The sequence below is a fragment of the Thauera sp. AutoDN2 genome, assembly GCF_051280715.1.
Classification (GTDB): Bacteria; Pseudomonadota; Gammaproteobacteria; order Burkholderiales; family Rhodocyclaceae; genus Thauera.
The window spans coordinates 1-14,428 of the sequence record NZ_JBNCAR010000047.1; the positions used below are offsets into that span (position 1 = coordinate 1).

Below are 14,428 nucleotides of genomic sequence, written 5' to 3' on the forward strand. Positions count from 1 at the left end.
GGGGGAATCTGCTTCGGGCTACGCCCTTCGCAGATTCCCCCGCGTCGCCTCTCCCTCGCTCGACAGCAAGCACACAGGAGGGCAAACAGGACCGCGAATCCGATACACTTATCCACAGCTGCAGCAATGACGAGCAGCTATCGCCCTTGGTCAAAATTCAACCGGTACACCTGATCAATATTGGACCGGCGCCGACAGGGCTGTGGCGCTGATTGCCTTTCAACAGGAGACTTCTCATGGCCTACCCTAACCCGTATCCACGCCCCGCACCGGATCCCTTCATCCGGCGCTGGCTCTTCATCACCGCCTGTATTGCCGCGCTCATGCTGCTGTGGCAGTTCCTGCCCGCCATCGAGGCCTGGTTCAGTCCGCGCGAAGCGGCAGAACGCACTGTGACGGCGCGTGGCGATCTGGCGGCGGACGAAAAGGCCACCATCGAACTGTTCGAAAAATCGCGCGCCTCGGTGGTCTACATCACTACCGCACAATTGGTACGCGATGTCTGGACGCGCAACGTCTTCTCCGTGCCGCGCGGCACTGGCTCGGGCTTCATCTGGGACGACGCCGGCCATGTCGTGACCAATTTCCACGTCATCCAGGGCGCGTCGGAGGCCACCGTCAAACTCGCCGACGGACGCGACTACCAGGCCGCGCTGGTAGGGGCGAGCCCTGCGCACGACATCGCTGTGCTCAAGATCGGCGTCGGTTTCAAGCGCCCGCCGGCTGTGCCGGTCGGCACCAGTGCCGACCTCAAGGTGGGTCAGAAGGTGTTCGCTATCGGCAACCCCTTCGGCCTGGACTGGACGCTCACCACCGGCATCGTCTCCGCGCTCGACCGCTCGTTACCGGGAGAAGCGGGCGGCCCGACAATTGATCACCTGGTCCAGACCGACGCCGCCATTAACCCCGGCAACTCGGGCGGCCCCCTGCTCGATTCGGCAGGGCGGCTTATCGGCATCAACACGGCGATCTACAGTCCCTCCGGCGCCTCGGCCGGGATCGGTTTTGCCGTGCCGGTGGACACCGTCATGCGGGTAGTGCCGCAACTCATCAAGTCCGGTAAGTACATCCGTCCGGCGCTGGGCATTGAGGTGGACGAACAGCTCAATCAGCGCCTGCTGGCGCTGACTGGAAGCAAGGGCGTGTTCGTGTTGCGTGTTACCCCTGGTTCGGCAGCGCACAAGGCCGGCCTCGCGGGTGTCGAAGTCACGCCGCAAGGCATCGTGCCGGGCGACCGCATCATCGATGTTGATGGCAAGGCGACGGACGATGTGGCCAAGCTGCTCGCGCGGCTAGACGACAGGAAGGTCGGCGATGTGGTGGTCTTGTTAGTGGAACGGGCCGGCAAATCGCGCGAGGTGCGTGTGGAGCTGCAACCCGGGAATTGATTGAACTGAACCTGTGGATCAGGCGGTAGTGCAGCGTCGCGGCGATTGAGGTTCTCAGGTCTTCGGCCAGGTAGCGTTCCGCCTCAACCTCCGTAATTTTCGGATGCGATCTGCCTATCCGAATAGGCAAGCATGCAACGCCGGAACCTCTTGCCAATCATCGAAGGAGAAAGCGAGGCGCAATCCGCATGAGGTGGACGCAGGCCAGGAACGAGGCAAACAGGAGGCCGCATTGGAACTCAGACTACTGCGCTATTTCGTTGCGGTCGCGGAAGAACTGCATTTCGCGCGAGCGGCCGAGCGCCTTGGCGTAGAACAATCGCCTGTGTCGCGCGCAATGCGCAATCTCGAAGCCACGCTCGGCGTGCAGTTGTTCGACCGCAGCGCGCACCAGACGCGACTGACCTGGGCCGGTCAAGTGTTCCTCGGTGAGTGCCGGCGTGTGCTGGCCACCGTGGAGCAGGCGGTGAGTGCCGCAAAGGCGGCGGCGCAGGGCTATCAGGGTTATCTGCGCATCGCCATCTGCGACAGCTTGGCGCAGCCCCACATTGCCACCTTGCTGGCGCGCAGCCGCGAGGAAGAGCCCGAACTGGAGATTCGCGTCTTCGAGCTGCCTTTCGCGCAGCAGCTCAAGGGCCTGCACAACGATCTGCTGGACATCGGCTTTGCGCTGTCGGACGCGGTGAGCGAAGGCCTTGTCGCCGAGCCCGTGTGGACCGATCCTCTGTCGGTGATCGTGCCCGTGCGGCCACCCCTTATTGGCGCACGCGGAAGTGCCATTGGATGAAGCCTTGAAGTTTCCGTTGGTACTGTGCCATCCGGACGCGGGATCGGGCTGCCACCACCAGATCCAGGCGGTGCTTCAAGGTGCGTCCAAGCCGCTCAAGCTGGTAGATCAGGTGACGAGCCTAGGCGTGATGCTGACTCTGGTTGGTGCCGGTTATGGCCTAGGTTTCGCCATTGCCTCGCAGGTGCAGACCCTGAACCGCCCCGACATAACCGTTCGCCCCTTGGCCGGCACGCCGCCCATGCTGTCCACCTACCTGCTGCGCCGCAGCGCCGAACCGGCAAGTCGCGCTCCTACAAGTCCTACCCTTGAGATTTCCTAGCCAGACAGAGGGGTGAAGGTGCGGGGCGCCAACCTGAGCCGCCTTCCTCGTCCCGGTCGCCCCTCAGCGCCCCGCGTCAATTCAGAACGCGCTCCGTACCCGATCCGCCGATGTCCGCGTCCGACATCCATCGCCGCACGACCAGACGCTCCACGCCGCGCTGTGTCAGCGTAAGACTCGGGCGCTCCTCGTCGCACATTGACACCGGCCCCTCTACCTCGATCAGCCCAGCCCGCTCGACCGCGACAAGGTGCGCCGCATGCTCCAGACCCACCATCGCCTCCTCGATCTCATCCAGACCAGACAAGGGGTGCCCGCCGCACTCGGCTGCATGCCCAAGGTTCGTCGCCAGCAGCAGATCGAGTACCAGATCGTTCTCAAGCTCCACGTCCTCGTCGGACAGCATCACCTCCAGACGATCGATCAGCTCTGCAAGCGCCTCATGGGACAAGGTGCAGAGCCACTCCCCGATCACGAACCCGTCAATCTCCAGTAACGCCTCCAGGTGGGCGCGCAGGTGCGCCTCGAACAGGACCGCGCTCATCGCCGCACCCCATCACAGGCAGGCCTAGCCAGACAGAGGGGAGGGAAGACGTTCATGGGGCGTTTCCGGAAACGCACTTGCCGTACGTCGATGACAACCATCACGCACCTCCTGCTGCCAGATTCACTTCGTCTGACCCCGCCGGCGTGGGCAACTCCTCATGCCCCGGCTCATCGCCCTTGTCCTCGTCGAGCCGCAGGATCTTCCTCAAGCGCGACTTCTCCAGCTTCTCCGACTCGGTCAGCAGCGACCGCGCATGAAGCTCGAAGAACCGTGTCCAGTGCGCCATGTACCGCTTCTCAGCCGGACTCGGCTCGCGGTCCCTGCCTAGCATCCCCCCAAGATAGGAGGAGCTGATCGAGATCCGAGCATGGCCTGCCATCTCCGCTACCGCCGCACGCGCAAGCTCAACCTTGTCCGGGTCCGCCTGCGCAAGTACCTCACGGGGATTGGCGACACGAATCGGGGCGGGAACTCCTGCCAGGTCCTCAAAGAGATTGCACAAGGTCTCGTGACGCAGTCCGTGTGCCGTGATACCCAACCCCGCCTTTGTCACACCGCACTTCCCAAGAACATACCCAAATCGCCGGATCGCCGACTTCAGGTCGCGACTAGGGCTTCCTACGTGTCCATTCACCCCTTTCACGAATGCCTTGGCCTCCTCCAATACCCGGCGTTGCGCCTCCGTTCTGATCATGACAACACGTGGCCGGCCCCCCTTGGTGCCGTCAACAACTTCGATGTACATCCCCTTGTCCGCACGGTGCGGTTTGAACATCACCGCCTCTTCACGACGAAGTGCGAACGCCAAGCAAAGGCGAAGCTGCATACCCACGTACTTGTCAGTCGCGGACACCATCCGCATCACCGCCTCGACATCAACACCTGCAGCCGACCACGAGTGGTCGTAGGTCGCAGCAGCCGTGCGCGTGACGCTCTTGGGGTCCGCAACGAAATCCGTCGAACGCCCAATCATTCCGCTCTTGCCCAGCCACTCAGCAAGAGTTCGCAGCACTGAAATCCGGTTCTGGATCGTCGATGCGGACAAACCATCTGCTTCCCACTTCCGAGACAGGGCCTCGACATGCTTCTTCTTGAAGTTGTCCAGCGTTCTCAGGTGAAAGCCCATCTGCGCCAATTGACCGAAGGCAGCGAAGAGCTCGATCTCTCGCTTCTCGATGGTCTGTTGACGCGCGCTGAAAACTACCCAGATTTCGCGGGGTCTGCGCGCTGAAAAGTACCCAGGTGATTAACCTCCGCCGCTTCCGTCGAGGAGCGGGGAACAGAGGAGATGATCACCATGAATCTGCTGGGGAAAGTCAGAAGGCTGTACTACCGGGAGGGGCTCACGCTTTCGGAGATCGAGCGTCGCACGGGGCTGACGCGCAAGACGATCCGCAAGTGGCTGAAGGCGCCTGAAGGGGTTGAGCCGAAGTACCAGCGCAAGGTCGGCGACACCAAGATCGCGCCGTACGCGGCGCAGCTGGTCAAGATGTTGGAGACCGATGCGCGGCGACCGCAACGGGACCGGCGCACGGCGCTGAAGCTGTTTGCGCAGTTGCAGACGCAGGGGTTCGACGGCGATTACAGCCGCGTCACCGAGTTCATCCGGCGCTGGAAGGCCGAAGGCGGTGCATCGGTCACGAAGGCCTTTGTTCCGCTGCTGTTCGAGCCGGGTGAGGCGCACCAGTTCGATTGGAGCGAGGAGCATCTGGTCATCGGTGGGGTGTGGCGCAAGGTGCTCGTGGCGCACCTGAAGCTGTGCTATAGCCGTGCCTTTGTCGTGCAGGCGTATCCGACGCAGAGCCACGAGATGCTGTTCGATGCGCACGCGCGGGCGTTTGCCGCGCTCGGTGGCGTGGCCCGGCGCGGGATCTACGACAACATGAAGACCGCCGTCGACCGGGTGAAGAAAGGCAAGGCGCGGGTGGTCAATACACGCTTTGCGGCGATGGCCTCGCACTACCTGTTCGAACCGGACTTCTGCAATGTCGCCAGCGGTTGGGAGAAAGGCGTCGTCGAGAAGAACGTGCAGGATAGCCGGCGGCGGATCTGGCAGGAGGCGGCCGAGATGCGCTTTGGTTCCTTCACCGAGCTGAACCTGTGGTTGCTGGCGAAGTGTCGCAGCCTGTGGCAGGAGCTCAAGCATCCGGAATACGACCTCAGCCTGGCGGAGATGCTCGAGCAGGAGCAGCCAAGTCTCATGCCGATGATCACGCCCTTCGACGGCTACGTGGAGACCCTCGGCAAGGTGTCGAGCACCTGCCTGGTCACGTTCGAGCGCTGCCGCTATTCGGCGCCGTGCGAGTTGGTGGGGCAGATGGTCGGCATCCGGGTGTATCCCGAGCAGATCGAGCTCGTCGCGCACGACACCGTCGTGGCCCGTCACGTGCGCAGCTTCACGCGCAACGAAGCGCGCTACGACTGGCAGCACTATCTGCCGCTGATCGAGCGCAAGCCCGGTGCGCTCAGGAACGGTGCCCCCTTCGCCGACATGCCTGCGCCATTGCAAGCGCTGCGGGCACTGCTGCTCAAGCGCGAAGGCGGAGATCGGGTCATGGCGAAGGTGCTCGCCGCCGTGCCTCAGCATGGCCTGGGGGCGGTGATCGTGGCGGTGGAGTTGGCGCTCGAGGCGGGCCGTCCCAGCCCCGAGCACATCGAGAATGTGCTCAACCGCCTGAAGTCAGCTCCTGCCACGCCGACCGTCGACACGGTACTGACCCTGAGCGAAACACCGGTGGCAGACCCGCAGCGTTACGACCGGCTGCGTGCGGAGGTGAGCCATGCGTGATGTGCTTGCCGAACTGAAAGCCCTGCGCCTGTACGGGATGGCCGATGCCTGGGCGGAGCTGGTGTCCACGAGTGAGCTCGGGTGTCAGAGTTCGGGTTGGCTACTCGAGCACTTGCTCGAGGCCGAGCATACCGACCGTCACCTGCGCTCGATCCGCTATCAACTGCAGGCGGCCCGGTTCCCGGTGCATCGGGACTTGGCCGGGTTCGACTTCGAGCAGTCGAAGGTGGAGCGGGCACTGATCCAGGAACTCGCCACGCTCGACTTCACTGCGCCGGCCCACAACGTCGTGTTCATCGGCGGCACCGGCACGGGCAAATCGCACCTGGCCACCGCGCTGGGCGTCTCCGGGATCACCCGGCACAGCAAGCGGGTGCGATTTTACTCGACCGTTGATCTGGTCAATCTGCTCGAGCAGGAGAAGGCGGCCGGCAAAGCCGGCAAGCTCGCCTTCTCGCTGCTGCGCATGGACCTGGTGATTCTCGATGAACTGGGCTACCTACCGTTCAGCCAGAGCGGCGGAGCGCTGCTGTTCCATCTGCTCTCGAAGCTTTACGAGCACACCAGCGTGATGATCACGACCAACCTGAGCTTCGGCGAATGGGCGAGCGTGTTCGGCGACGCGAAGATGACGACGGCACTGCTCGACCGGCTGACCCATCACTGCCACATCGTCGAGACGGGCAACGAGTCCTATCGTTTCCGTCAGAGCTCGGCCAGCGCGCGGTCGCGGATCAAGGACCGTGAGCAATCCAAGCGCGGCCCCCTCACCGAGGACGAACCGTTCTGACCCGGCGCCCGCGCAGAGAAGCCCGCTTCGGGCTACGTCCTTCGCGGGCTTCTCTGCGCACACTCGCGGTCAGCAACTCGACTACACTGAACATCGGCTGCTCCATGACGAGCAGCTAAAGTGCCTGGGTAAAATTCAACGCGCACCGCTGGGTAGTTTTAGACGCGCGCCGACAGCGAAGTAGTCATCGACATCCTCACGCACCAGGTCGGAGAAGGACTTCCGTGCGATGGCCTCACACCACATGAGCAGGCGCAGGGTTTCGCGCTTGTAGGCCCGGTGCGTGTGGGGCGAGTCCTGGAATTCGCGCAGGAAGCTGGCGGCCGCCTCGCGATCGTTGCTGGCGCGGATGATGGGCGTACGCTGTCCGGTGCCGACGACAGGCGTTGCTGCGGGAGCTGCAAGCAGCGAGATCTCGAGCGACTTGAAGACTTCCGGGAGGCAAGGGGAGGGGGCCGTCATCATGTGGATCGCCTCTTTAAGCCAGGTTGCGCAGCAGCCGTGTGTCGACCTCGAGCGAGAGCGGTGCGCCGATCTGGATGCGGGTGAAGTCTGGATGCCTTGGGTTGAGGAGGTAGTTGCGTTCAGCCGGCACCACGGCGCTTGGCACACTCAGCACCGCCGTCTCGCCACTGTCGATCCAGGTGCGGCCGATCTCCTGAAGCGCGCTGCGCGCGCCAATCGTTCGCCATTCCGCGGGCAGTGTCTCGGTATCAACTCGTGTTTCGGGCAGATCGGCCGGCAACTGCGCAGGGATCAGCACGTAGTTCGCTCGTAGTGGATCGTCCTGGACCATGAGTTCGAGCAAAGCCAAGGATTGCGACTCGGCGCTGTAAATCATCGGCCAGCCCTTCGGATTCCAGCGGCCACCGTACAGTCGCGCACCTTCCCCGCTGAAGGCGGATGCCGCGAACCGTGCGGTGGTGATCCGCCAAACGATCCGCATTAAGCGAAGACGCCGTGCTCGATGCGGCCGAGCGTGTCGAGCACGCTGTCAGCGCCAATCTCCGTGTCCAAAAGGGACAGAGGCGTCACCCCGCCGAGCGAGGCGTTGGGGCTTTGGATCCAGCTCAGTGCGTCTTCCGCATCCTCGAACACCATCTCAGCGCGTTCCACGACCCGGGCAAACCGGACGAGCTTGGCCGACTCCTCGGGCGAGAGCGTGCCTTCGCGCTTGCGACGCACCAGGGTGCGCTCTGGGATGTTGAGGGCGCGCGCAAGATCCGTCTGAGTAATTCGTGTCAGCCGAATCGCTTCGTCGATCGAGGCTGATGGCAAACCCTGGCGCAGAAGCGGAATCCATTCCATCGGGACGCGTGGCATGGCGTGAAGGACAGCCTCACCCCCGAGCAGACGGACGGCGGCCATGGAAGCGGTGACCGTACGGGAAGAGGGGAGCATGTAGGAATCCTTTCTAAGCCATCTTGGTCCAAGTTTAGGCAAATTTGGCGCGTGCGTCTATGCGTTGTCTCACAGTTCGATACTCGCCTGCCGGCCAGTCGGCGCCATGCAGTCGTACAGGTGCGTTTCCGGAAACCAGTCCTCGCCCCGATCGAACCGGATAAGGAAGCTCCAGTAGTTTCCGGCGCGCTTGATCTCGGTGATCACGCCTTCCTCGCCTTCGTCAGCGATCTCTCCGATGTAGTCGGACGCCATCAGGATGTCGCCCACGGAGAACCCGGCCGCCTGGGTGATCAGGCTGCTCGCAGGTTTGGCGCCAGGGCGCAGGTGCCCGGGCTTCTCCTTCGTTCGGGACTTGGCAAGCGTCAGGAGATCGGGCGAGGCCTCGGGCAGACCTTGGGCCGCGCAGACCCAGAGTAGGGCAGGGGCGTCCTGCTTGAACACTTGGTAGAGCCGCTGTCTGCTCACGTCCCAGTAGCGGGCGACATCGCGGATCGTCCAGCCTTTGGCGAGGATCACGCGCTGAATGTCTGAACCGGACAGGGAGTGGGGCATCGCTTACCACCCCGGATAGAGGACATACAAACGCGCCCAGTCCTGCAGCGCGCCGTTTGCCTGAATGATGTCGACCCCTTCGGCTGCATGCCATTTCTTCGGCACGCGCACCATCCAATAGGTGTCCTCGCTCTGGAAGTACAACTGCAAGATCGTCGCAACCAAGAGCTGGCGGTAGGGCGGCAACTTTCGATAATCGGCTCGCCACTGCTCGAGCGCACCGGGGATCTCCGGGTTGTCAGGGTCTCCCCAGTCGAAGCCGCGCGGGCGCATGTAATAGTGCTCACCGCGGCTGCCGTAGGGTCGATCGACGCGTTGGAAGAACGCCCCAAGGTCGTAGTGCTCGATCATCGACCAGAGGTGGATGCCGAATGGTTCGGAGTTACTCCATGATCCCGGTTCCACCTCAACCCCGCAGACCGCAGCCACTGCCCGGGCTTCGATCTCGTCCATGGACGGCCGCTTGTGAATGAGATCGATGAAGGTGAGCTTCGGAAAGCGCCCCTTGGCGAAGGTCGGCGACACCAAGGCGTATCCCACCGCCGCTACGGGGATTCGCGAGTGGTGAACGTACGCGGACTCCGCTTGATGAAAATCGATGATCTCGACTTGATGGGTGCCGATGGCCAGGCCCAAACTGTCGAGAAGGGCTGCAACGTCGGGGGAAGGGGGCATCGGGGTTGCCTATTCGGTGGGAGGCGCGGGGGCGTCAGCCGCAAAGGGGTCGATGATGGTCAGGGATCCCTCGATCACCTGTCTGTGCTGCAGGTCCTCTGAGAGCAATGTGCCGCATCCGGCAATCAATGCGGCACTCACCACCATTGCGTCCCACCAGGAGAATCCGTACTTGGATTGCACAATCCACGCCCGCTGCAGCAGTTCGGTGTCCGGCGTCACGGGATTCCACGCCTGAAGGGCCAGCACGTCTGCCTGTGCCGCCGCCTCGACCATGGCCAATTTTCGCGGATGCGTCGCCACCGCATAGAACTCGATCAGCACCTGCCAGGACAGACGGCCGGCACGGTGATTCGCGAGCGACCTCAGCCAGTCCATGGCGATCGCCTGCTTGCGAGAGTCCCGCTGGTCTCGTGCGTAGGCCAGGACGTTCGTGTCGACGAAGACGGGATTCACCGCAACACCTTGCGGTCGTAGATCTGGTCGCGCGAGGGCCACGACCTGTTGTCGTCACGCGGGTCAGGTGAAAGGTATGGGCCACGTGAGAAGAAATCGGTCATCGCTCGCTCATAGGCGTCGTCCGCGGCGAACTTTTCCTTCACGAGTTCACCGACAAAGCGCGAAACGCTGACGTTACGGGTGGCCGCCTCGATCCTGAGTCTGCGAAGCGTTGCTTCATCCGCAGAGATGGTCAAGTTGGGCATGATGGTCTCCTGAGCCTCTCTAATACGGTTTTAGTGTAGCACTAGGTACGTGATTGAACGGGCGATGTAGAGGACTCTCCCCCGCGCCAATATCCAATCAGGAAAGTGGCGACATTTTCATTGGATTGGGCGAGGGTGTAGGCTGAAGAGCGCTTATCCAGACAAGGAGAAAGCTGTGTGCGGACGCTATGCCCTCTACGGGCCTCATTCGCGCCTCAGAGAGCAGTTCGGTGTTGATCTCGCGGAACTGCGGGAGCGCTTCAACATTGCGCCGACACAAGAGGCCCCGGTCGTGCGTGCTGGATCGGACGGTGGGCCTGAGTTGATCGACGCTCGCTGGGGCTTGCTGCCGTCCTGGGTGAAGGAGCCGGGCAAGCTCGCGCAACCGATCAACGCGAAGATCGAGACCGCCGGGGAGAAGCCGATGTTCAGGCATGCCTTCAAGCGGTCACGTGTGCTCGTGCCGGCGTCAGGGTTCTACGAGTGGGTGCCATTGGCGGGGTACAAGCAGCCGTACTTCATCCGGCCCGCTGGTGGTGATTCGCTTTTTGGCTTCGGCGGACTGCTCGAGCACTGGGACGGCCCCGAGGGTAAGCTCCTCACGTTCGCCATCCTGACGACCGCGGCAAACGACCTCATGCGGCCGATTCACGAACGCATGCCGGTGATCATCCAGCCCCAGGACTATGGCGCATGGCTCGATCCTGGCGTCACCGACGCACAGCTTGTACGGGCGCTTGCCCGTGAGTATCCAGTCGGGGCGATGGAGGCTTACCCCGTGAGTCGGGCCGTCGGAAATCCCAAGGCGCAGGACCCGGGGCTTATAGAGAAGATTGCCGTCTGAGTGTGTTTAAACAGAAGCCGCTGATCGGATGAAAAGGAGCCCCCGCTGCACGAGAGATAGGATTGATCTGAGACTTGGCCTACGACCAACGCGAACCATTCGGCCTCAGCTGTCACTGGTCTGAGTGGTGAAGTCAGGCAGGAATGTGTTCGTTCACCTACCGTTCACGCGTCAGGCGACGGTGAACGGCAGCTTCCCAGGCCTGCAAGCTGGAACTGCCGACCCGTTGCTGTTCAAGTTTTCTGCAGCTCAATGAGAGGTTTTTCGGGGAACCTGCCTCCCAACTCATCACAAGCGCCTATGCGCTTGAGGCCCAAATTGCCCGAGCGCAAGTAACGTGGGCGCTCGGACCCGGGAACCTTCGGCAAGTGCTTACCCGGCGGCAAGTTTCTCGGCGATCGCCGCCACGTGCCGGCCCTGGAAGCGGGCGATTGCAAGCTCGTTCTCGCTCGGCTTGCGCGAACCGTCGCCCGCCGCGATCGTGGTTGCACCGTACGGGCTTCCACCGGTGATCTCGCTCATGATCGTCTGCCGTGTTTCCGAGTATGGAACGCCGACGATGACCATGCCGTGATGCAGCAGCGTGGTATGGAAGCTGGTGATGGTGGTCTCCTGCCCACCATGCTGGGTCGCGGTGCTGGCAAACACGCTGCCGACCTTGCCGATCAGTGCGCCCTTCGCCCAAAGACCACCGGTCTGATCGAGGAAGTTGCGCATCTGCGAGGCCATGTTGCCGAATCGGGTCGGGGTGCCGAAGATGATCGCATCGTATTCGGGGAGTTCGGCAACCGTGGCAATCGGCGCGGCCTGGTCTAGCTTGATACCGGACGACCGTGCGATCTCCTCCGGCACCAACTCAGGAACACGCTTGATCGTGGCCTGCGCGCCTGCTTCCCTGACGCCTTCGGCGACAGCAGAGGCCATCGCTTCGATGTGCCCATACGACGAATAGTAAAGAACAAGAACCTTGGTCATGACACGCCCTCCGTGGGGTGGATGGGGGATCGAGAACGGCTTATCACTGCGAGGTCCGCCGCATGGGCGGGCCTGGCATCGGTCAGTATAGGTTGGCCGCGTGGCGCGCGATGCCCAGGCGTGTCTCCTAGGCGCCCTGTGCGTCACGCGATGCTTTCGACGATACCGCCCTCGACCCGCAGAGCAGCGCCGGTGGTTGCGCTGGCTTGGGAGGAGGCCGCGTAGACGCAGAGGTTGGCGACCTCCTCGGGACTGGCGAAGCGCCGAATCAGGCTCGACGGACGGTTTTCGGCGAGGAACAAGGCCTCCATCTCCGTCGCGGAGACCCCGCGTTCCTGCGCCATGCCCGCAATGAAGGCGATTGCGCCCTCGGTGCGGGTCGGCCCCGGCAGGATGGTGTTGACGGTCACGCCGCTGCCGGCCAGGACCTTGGCCAGACCGCGGGACAGGCCCTGCAGTGCCGCCTTGCTGACGCCGTAATGCACCATCTCGGCCGGAATGTTCAGCGCCGACTCGCTCGAGATGAACTGGATCCGCCCCCAGCCGCGTGCCTTCATGCCCTGTGCATAGTGGCGCGCCAGACGCACCCCGCTCATCACATTGACCTGGAAGAAGGCCTCCCAGTCCGCGTCATCGATGTCGAAGAAGGCCTTGACGCCGTAGATGCCCAGGTTGTTCACCAGGATGTCGGCATCCGGCTCGGCATTGATCAGCGCCTGGCAACCGGCGGCCGTGCCCAGGTCGGCGACCACGCCACGGGCCTGCGAGCCCGCCCGGGTGGTTCGCAGTTGCGCCAGTGCCGCGTCGACACGTTCCTGCTCACGACCGCAGATGACGACGGTCGCACCAGCGTCTGCCAGCCCCCTGGCGATGGCGAGGCCGATGCCGCCAGTGGAGCCGGTGACGATGGCGGTCTTGCCGGAAAGCTCGATGATCATGTGTAAGTCCTCTTTGAAAGTCAGTCGAAGCGAAACGCCGACAGGGTGGTTTCCATCACCCTGTCGCTGAAGATGCATTGGCCGGCGCCCTCGCTGGCCGCGCCGGCCACCACCATCAGCGGCAGCAGGTGCTCTTCGGCGCGCGGCGGATGGCACAGCCGGGCCGATGGCGCCTGTTCCCAGGTCGCCAGAGCCTGCTCGCGCTGTGGCGCCGGGGACCCGACCGTCTGCACCAGCCAGTGGTCGAACGCGTCGGAGACCGGCCCGAAACGCGGGTCACCATAGGCGCGCATGTTGTGAAAGCTCATGCCGCTGCCGACGATCAGTACGCCTTCGTCGCGCAGCGCGGCCAGCGCGCGGCCGGCGTCCAGGTGCGCCTGTGGGTCCAGGTCATGGCGCAGCGAGAGTTGCACCACGGGGATGTCGGCGTCTGGGAGCATCAGCTTCAGCCGAATGAACATGCCGTGATCGAAGCCACGCGAGGCGTCCTGTCGGGTCGGCAGTTGCGCCTGGTCGAGCAAGCCGGCAATGCGCGCGGCGAGTTGCGGCTCTCCGGGTGCCGGATAGCGCAGTTCGTACGTATGCGGGGGAAAGCCGTAGTAGTCGTAGAACAGATCCGGTTGCCGTCCGCTGGTGACGCTGAACGCCGGCTCCAGCCAGTGGGCCGAGACCACCACGATGGCCGAGGGGCGTGCGGGCAGGGTGCTCGCCTCGTTCTTCAGGAAATCCCCCATGGCGTTCCACGCGTCGGGCGGATTCCAGTCTATGAGGAAGCAGGGTCCGGCGCCATGGGGCACGAACAAGGTTTTCTTGGCTGACCCCTTCAAGCCTGGGAACGGCCGTTCATGGCAAGTGTATGGCTGACATTCGATCCTGCCCCCGAGCAGCTGCGGCTGAGTTTGTGTTCACAGTGGGCATCCCGACCATATGGGGTGCGACGGCCTACTCCCTGGGGGCATCCCTGGCTCACCTCTTACCGATATGCCGTGGATCAGCCAGCGGGTGGCTGAACGCCTGGGTGCAGAACGTGAATGCATCGCCAAGAATCGATTGTACTTCCAAGGCAGGCCGCTTGACGCAGTTGTATTCTCAATAACTCCGCAGGCTCTGACGGACGTGCTATGACGAGCGTGTGGACGTCGAGTTCAAGCTGCAGTAACTGGAGAAAGGTGCTGCAGGCTATGTCCGCGATACCATGACAGCTGCGGTTCGCCCTAACGCCGCAACCGACCTCAATGGGTCGGGCCCGGCCCGTCAGAGGCGGAGAGACCAGCCGTTCGAGCGAAGTTGTGAACGCGTCCCACGTCTCAACGAGGCGAAGTTCCGGCCAAATGCAGCCGTTGGCACGGAGCTCCGGTAAGCAGGCTGTCACAACTCGCACATGGTGTGCCAGGCGGCTGCGTCAGACGAAGCCCTCCTGGTCCTGCATCCAGGAGGGAATGTCGCGCTGGCCATGCAGTACGCGCCAGACATCGATGTGATCCGGGCGTTCAACGTAGAAAACGAGGTAGGGGTAGCCAGAAAGCACCCAGGAGCGAAGACCCGGAAGGTCCAATTCATGCCCAAAGCGAGGCGAACCCGTGCCAGGATGGCGGGCGATGTGGGTATAGGCCTGTTCTAGTGTAGTGCTGCATTTTGTTTGGAACTTAAGCGGCTGTTTGCGCGGATGACCTTCTGCAGGATGTCGCGAGCGCTCTTGGTCCAGATGAAGGGC

Annotated in this window: 19 protein-coding genes; 6 read left to right on the forward strand and 13 right to left on the reverse strand. The window is 63.1% G+C overall.

The genetic code is table 11. The features are described 5' to 3' along the window. Nucleotides 1-236 precede the first annotated feature (236 nt). The 3 genes from ACPT9U_RS16330 (at nucleotide 237) to ACPT9U_RS16340 (ending at nucleotide 2,497) form a co-directional block, all read left to right on the forward strand. A complete protein-coding gene (locus ACPT9U_RS16330; RefSeq protein ID WP_435751699.1) occupies nucleotides 237-1,388 on the forward strand; it encodes a S1C family serine protease in 1,152 nt (383 codons plus the stop codon). 232 nt (nucleotides 1,389-1,620) lie between these two features. Further along, nucleotides 1,621-2,175 carry a LysR family transcriptional regulator gene (locus tag ACPT9U_RS16335; protein WP_435751700.1) on the forward strand — a complete coding sequence of 185 codons (555 nt, stop codon included), beginning with the start codon at nucleotides 1,621-1,623 and terminating at the stop codon, nucleotides 2,173-2,175. After that, nucleotides 2,168-2,497 (forward strand): LysR substrate-binding domain-containing protein, encoded by a 330-nt coding sequence (locus ACPT9U_RS16340; protein WP_435751702.1) that lies wholly within the window; start codon nucleotides 2,168-2,170, stop codon nucleotides 2,495-2,497. The genes ACPT9U_RS16335 and ACPT9U_RS16340 overlap by 8 nt, the downstream gene beginning before the upstream one ends. A gap of 76 nt (nucleotides 2,498-2,573) precedes the next feature. Here ACPT9U_RS16340 and ACPT9U_RS16345 read toward each other — a convergent pair whose 3' ends face one another. Together ACPT9U_RS16345 and ACPT9U_RS16350 are read right to left on the reverse strand one after the other, a co-directional pair. After that, the gene (locus tag ACPT9U_RS16345; RefSeq protein WP_435751704.1) at nucleotides 2,574-3,041 is read right to left on the reverse strand and encodes a hypothetical protein; all 468 of its coding nucleotides are present in this window, start codon (nucleotides 3,039-3,041) and stop codon (nucleotides 2,574-2,576) included. A 100-nt stretch (nucleotides 3,042-3,141) separates the two neighbouring features. Then, nucleotides 3,142-4,179 carry an integrase domain-containing protein gene (locus tag ACPT9U_RS16350; RefSeq protein WP_435751706.1) on the reverse strand — a complete coding sequence of 346 codons (1,038 nt, stop codon included), beginning with the start codon at nucleotides 4,177-4,179 and terminating at the stop codon, nucleotides 3,142-3,144. A 162-nt stretch (nucleotides 4,180-4,341) separates the two neighbouring features. Here ACPT9U_RS16350 and istA point away from each other — a divergent pair, with 162 nt between their 5' ends. Then, nucleotides 4,342-5,832 (forward strand): IS21 family transposase, encoded by a 1,491-nt coding sequence (gene istA, locus ACPT9U_RS16355; protein WP_435751707.1) that lies wholly within the window; start codon nucleotides 4,342-4,344, stop codon nucleotides 5,830-5,832. Beyond that, nucleotides 5,825-6,622: an IS21-like element helper ATPase IstB gene (gene istB / locus ACPT9U_RS16360; protein WP_435751708.1), complete on the forward strand. Its 798-nt coding sequence runs from the start codon at nucleotides 5,825-5,827 to the stop codon at nucleotides 6,620-6,622. The genes istA and istB overlap by 8 nt, the downstream gene beginning before the upstream one ends. Before the next feature lie 135 nt (nucleotides 6,623-6,757). Here istB and ACPT9U_RS16365 read toward each other — a convergent pair whose 3' ends face one another. The 7 genes from ACPT9U_RS16365 to ACPT9U_RS16395 all read right to left on the reverse strand — a co-directional run bounded on the left by ACPT9U_RS16365 (nucleotide 6,758) and on the right by ACPT9U_RS16395 (nucleotide 9,957). Next, the gene (locus tag ACPT9U_RS16365; RefSeq protein ID WP_435751710.1) at nucleotides 6,758-7,087 is read right to left on the reverse strand and encodes a hypothetical protein; all 330 of its coding nucleotides are present in this window, start codon (nucleotides 7,085-7,087) and stop codon (nucleotides 6,758-6,760) included. 13 nt (nucleotides 7,088-7,100) lie between these two features. Beyond that, nucleotides 7,101-7,568, reverse strand: coding sequence for an RES family NAD+ phosphorylase (locus tag ACPT9U_RS16370; RefSeq protein ID WP_435751711.1), 468 nt, complete (start codon nucleotides 7,566-7,568; stop codon nucleotides 7,101-7,103). Further along, the gene (parS, locus tag ACPT9U_RS16375; RefSeq protein WP_004254833.1) at nucleotides 7,568-8,023 is read right to left on the reverse strand and encodes a type II RES/Xre toxin-antitoxin system antitoxin; all 456 of its coding nucleotides are present in this window, start codon (nucleotides 8,021-8,023) and stop codon (nucleotides 7,568-7,570) included. Before parS ends, ACPT9U_RS16370 begins: the two co-directional genes overlap by 1 nt. A gap of 69 nt (nucleotides 8,024-8,092) precedes the next feature. Then, nucleotides 8,093-8,578, reverse strand: coding sequence for a hypothetical protein (locus tag ACPT9U_RS16380; protein ID WP_435751714.1), 486 nt, complete (start codon nucleotides 8,576-8,578; stop codon nucleotides 8,093-8,095). A gap of 3 nt (nucleotides 8,579-8,581) precedes the next feature. Continuing rightward, nucleotides 8,582-9,253, reverse strand: coding sequence for a hypothetical protein (locus ACPT9U_RS16385; RefSeq protein WP_435751715.1), 672 nt, complete (start codon nucleotides 9,251-9,253; stop codon nucleotides 8,582-8,584). Between the two features lie 9 nt (nucleotides 9,254-9,262). Next, nucleotides 9,263-9,709: a PIN domain-containing protein gene (locus ACPT9U_RS16390; RefSeq protein WP_004255179.1), complete on the reverse strand. Its 447-nt coding sequence runs from the start codon at nucleotides 9,707-9,709 to the stop codon at nucleotides 9,263-9,265. Further along, a complete protein-coding gene (locus ACPT9U_RS16395; RefSeq protein WP_004255182.1) occupies nucleotides 9,706-9,957 on the reverse strand; it encodes a hypothetical protein in 252 nt (83 codons plus the stop codon). The genes ACPT9U_RS16390 and ACPT9U_RS16395 overlap by 4 nt, the downstream gene beginning before the upstream one ends. 175 nt (nucleotides 9,958-10,132) lie before the next feature. Between ACPT9U_RS16395 and ACPT9U_RS16400 the strand changes: the two genes are divergently transcribed. Continuing rightward, nucleotides 10,133-10,801: an SOS response-associated peptidase gene (locus ACPT9U_RS16400; protein ID WP_004255185.1), complete on the forward strand. Its 669-nt coding sequence runs from the start codon at nucleotides 10,133-10,135 to the stop codon at nucleotides 10,799-10,801. Nucleotides 10,802-11,173: 372 nt separating this feature from the next. On the opposite strand, the gene wrbA is transcribed toward ACPT9U_RS16400, so the two are convergent. The 4 genes from wrbA to ACPT9U_RS16420 form a co-directional block, all read right to left on the reverse strand. After that, nucleotides 11,174-11,776, reverse strand: a complete 603-nt coding sequence (gene wrbA, locus ACPT9U_RS16405; protein ID WP_004256455.1) for an NAD(P)H:quinone oxidoreductase — start codon at nucleotides 11,774-11,776, stop codon at nucleotides 11,174-11,176. A gap of 143 nt (nucleotides 11,777-11,919) precedes the next feature. Then, complete coding sequence (locus ACPT9U_RS16410; RefSeq protein ID WP_004256460.1) at nucleotides 11,920-12,714, reverse strand: SDR family NAD(P)-dependent oxidoreductase; 795 nt, start codon at nucleotides 12,712-12,714, stop codon at nucleotides 11,920-11,922. Between the two features lie 20 nt (nucleotides 12,715-12,734). Next, entirely contained in the window at nucleotides 12,735-13,511 is a 777-nt protein-coding gene (locus ACPT9U_RS16415) for a DODA-type extradiol aromatic ring-opening family dioxygenase (RefSeq protein WP_435751717.1), read from the reverse strand. Between the two features lie 605 nt (nucleotides 13,512-14,116). After that, nucleotides 14,117-14,419 (reverse strand): type II toxin-antitoxin system RelE/ParE family toxin, encoded by a 303-nt coding sequence (locus tag ACPT9U_RS16420; RefSeq protein WP_435751719.1) that lies wholly within the window; start codon nucleotides 14,417-14,419, stop codon nucleotides 14,117-14,119. Nucleotides 14,420-14,428: the final 9 nt, after the last annotated feature.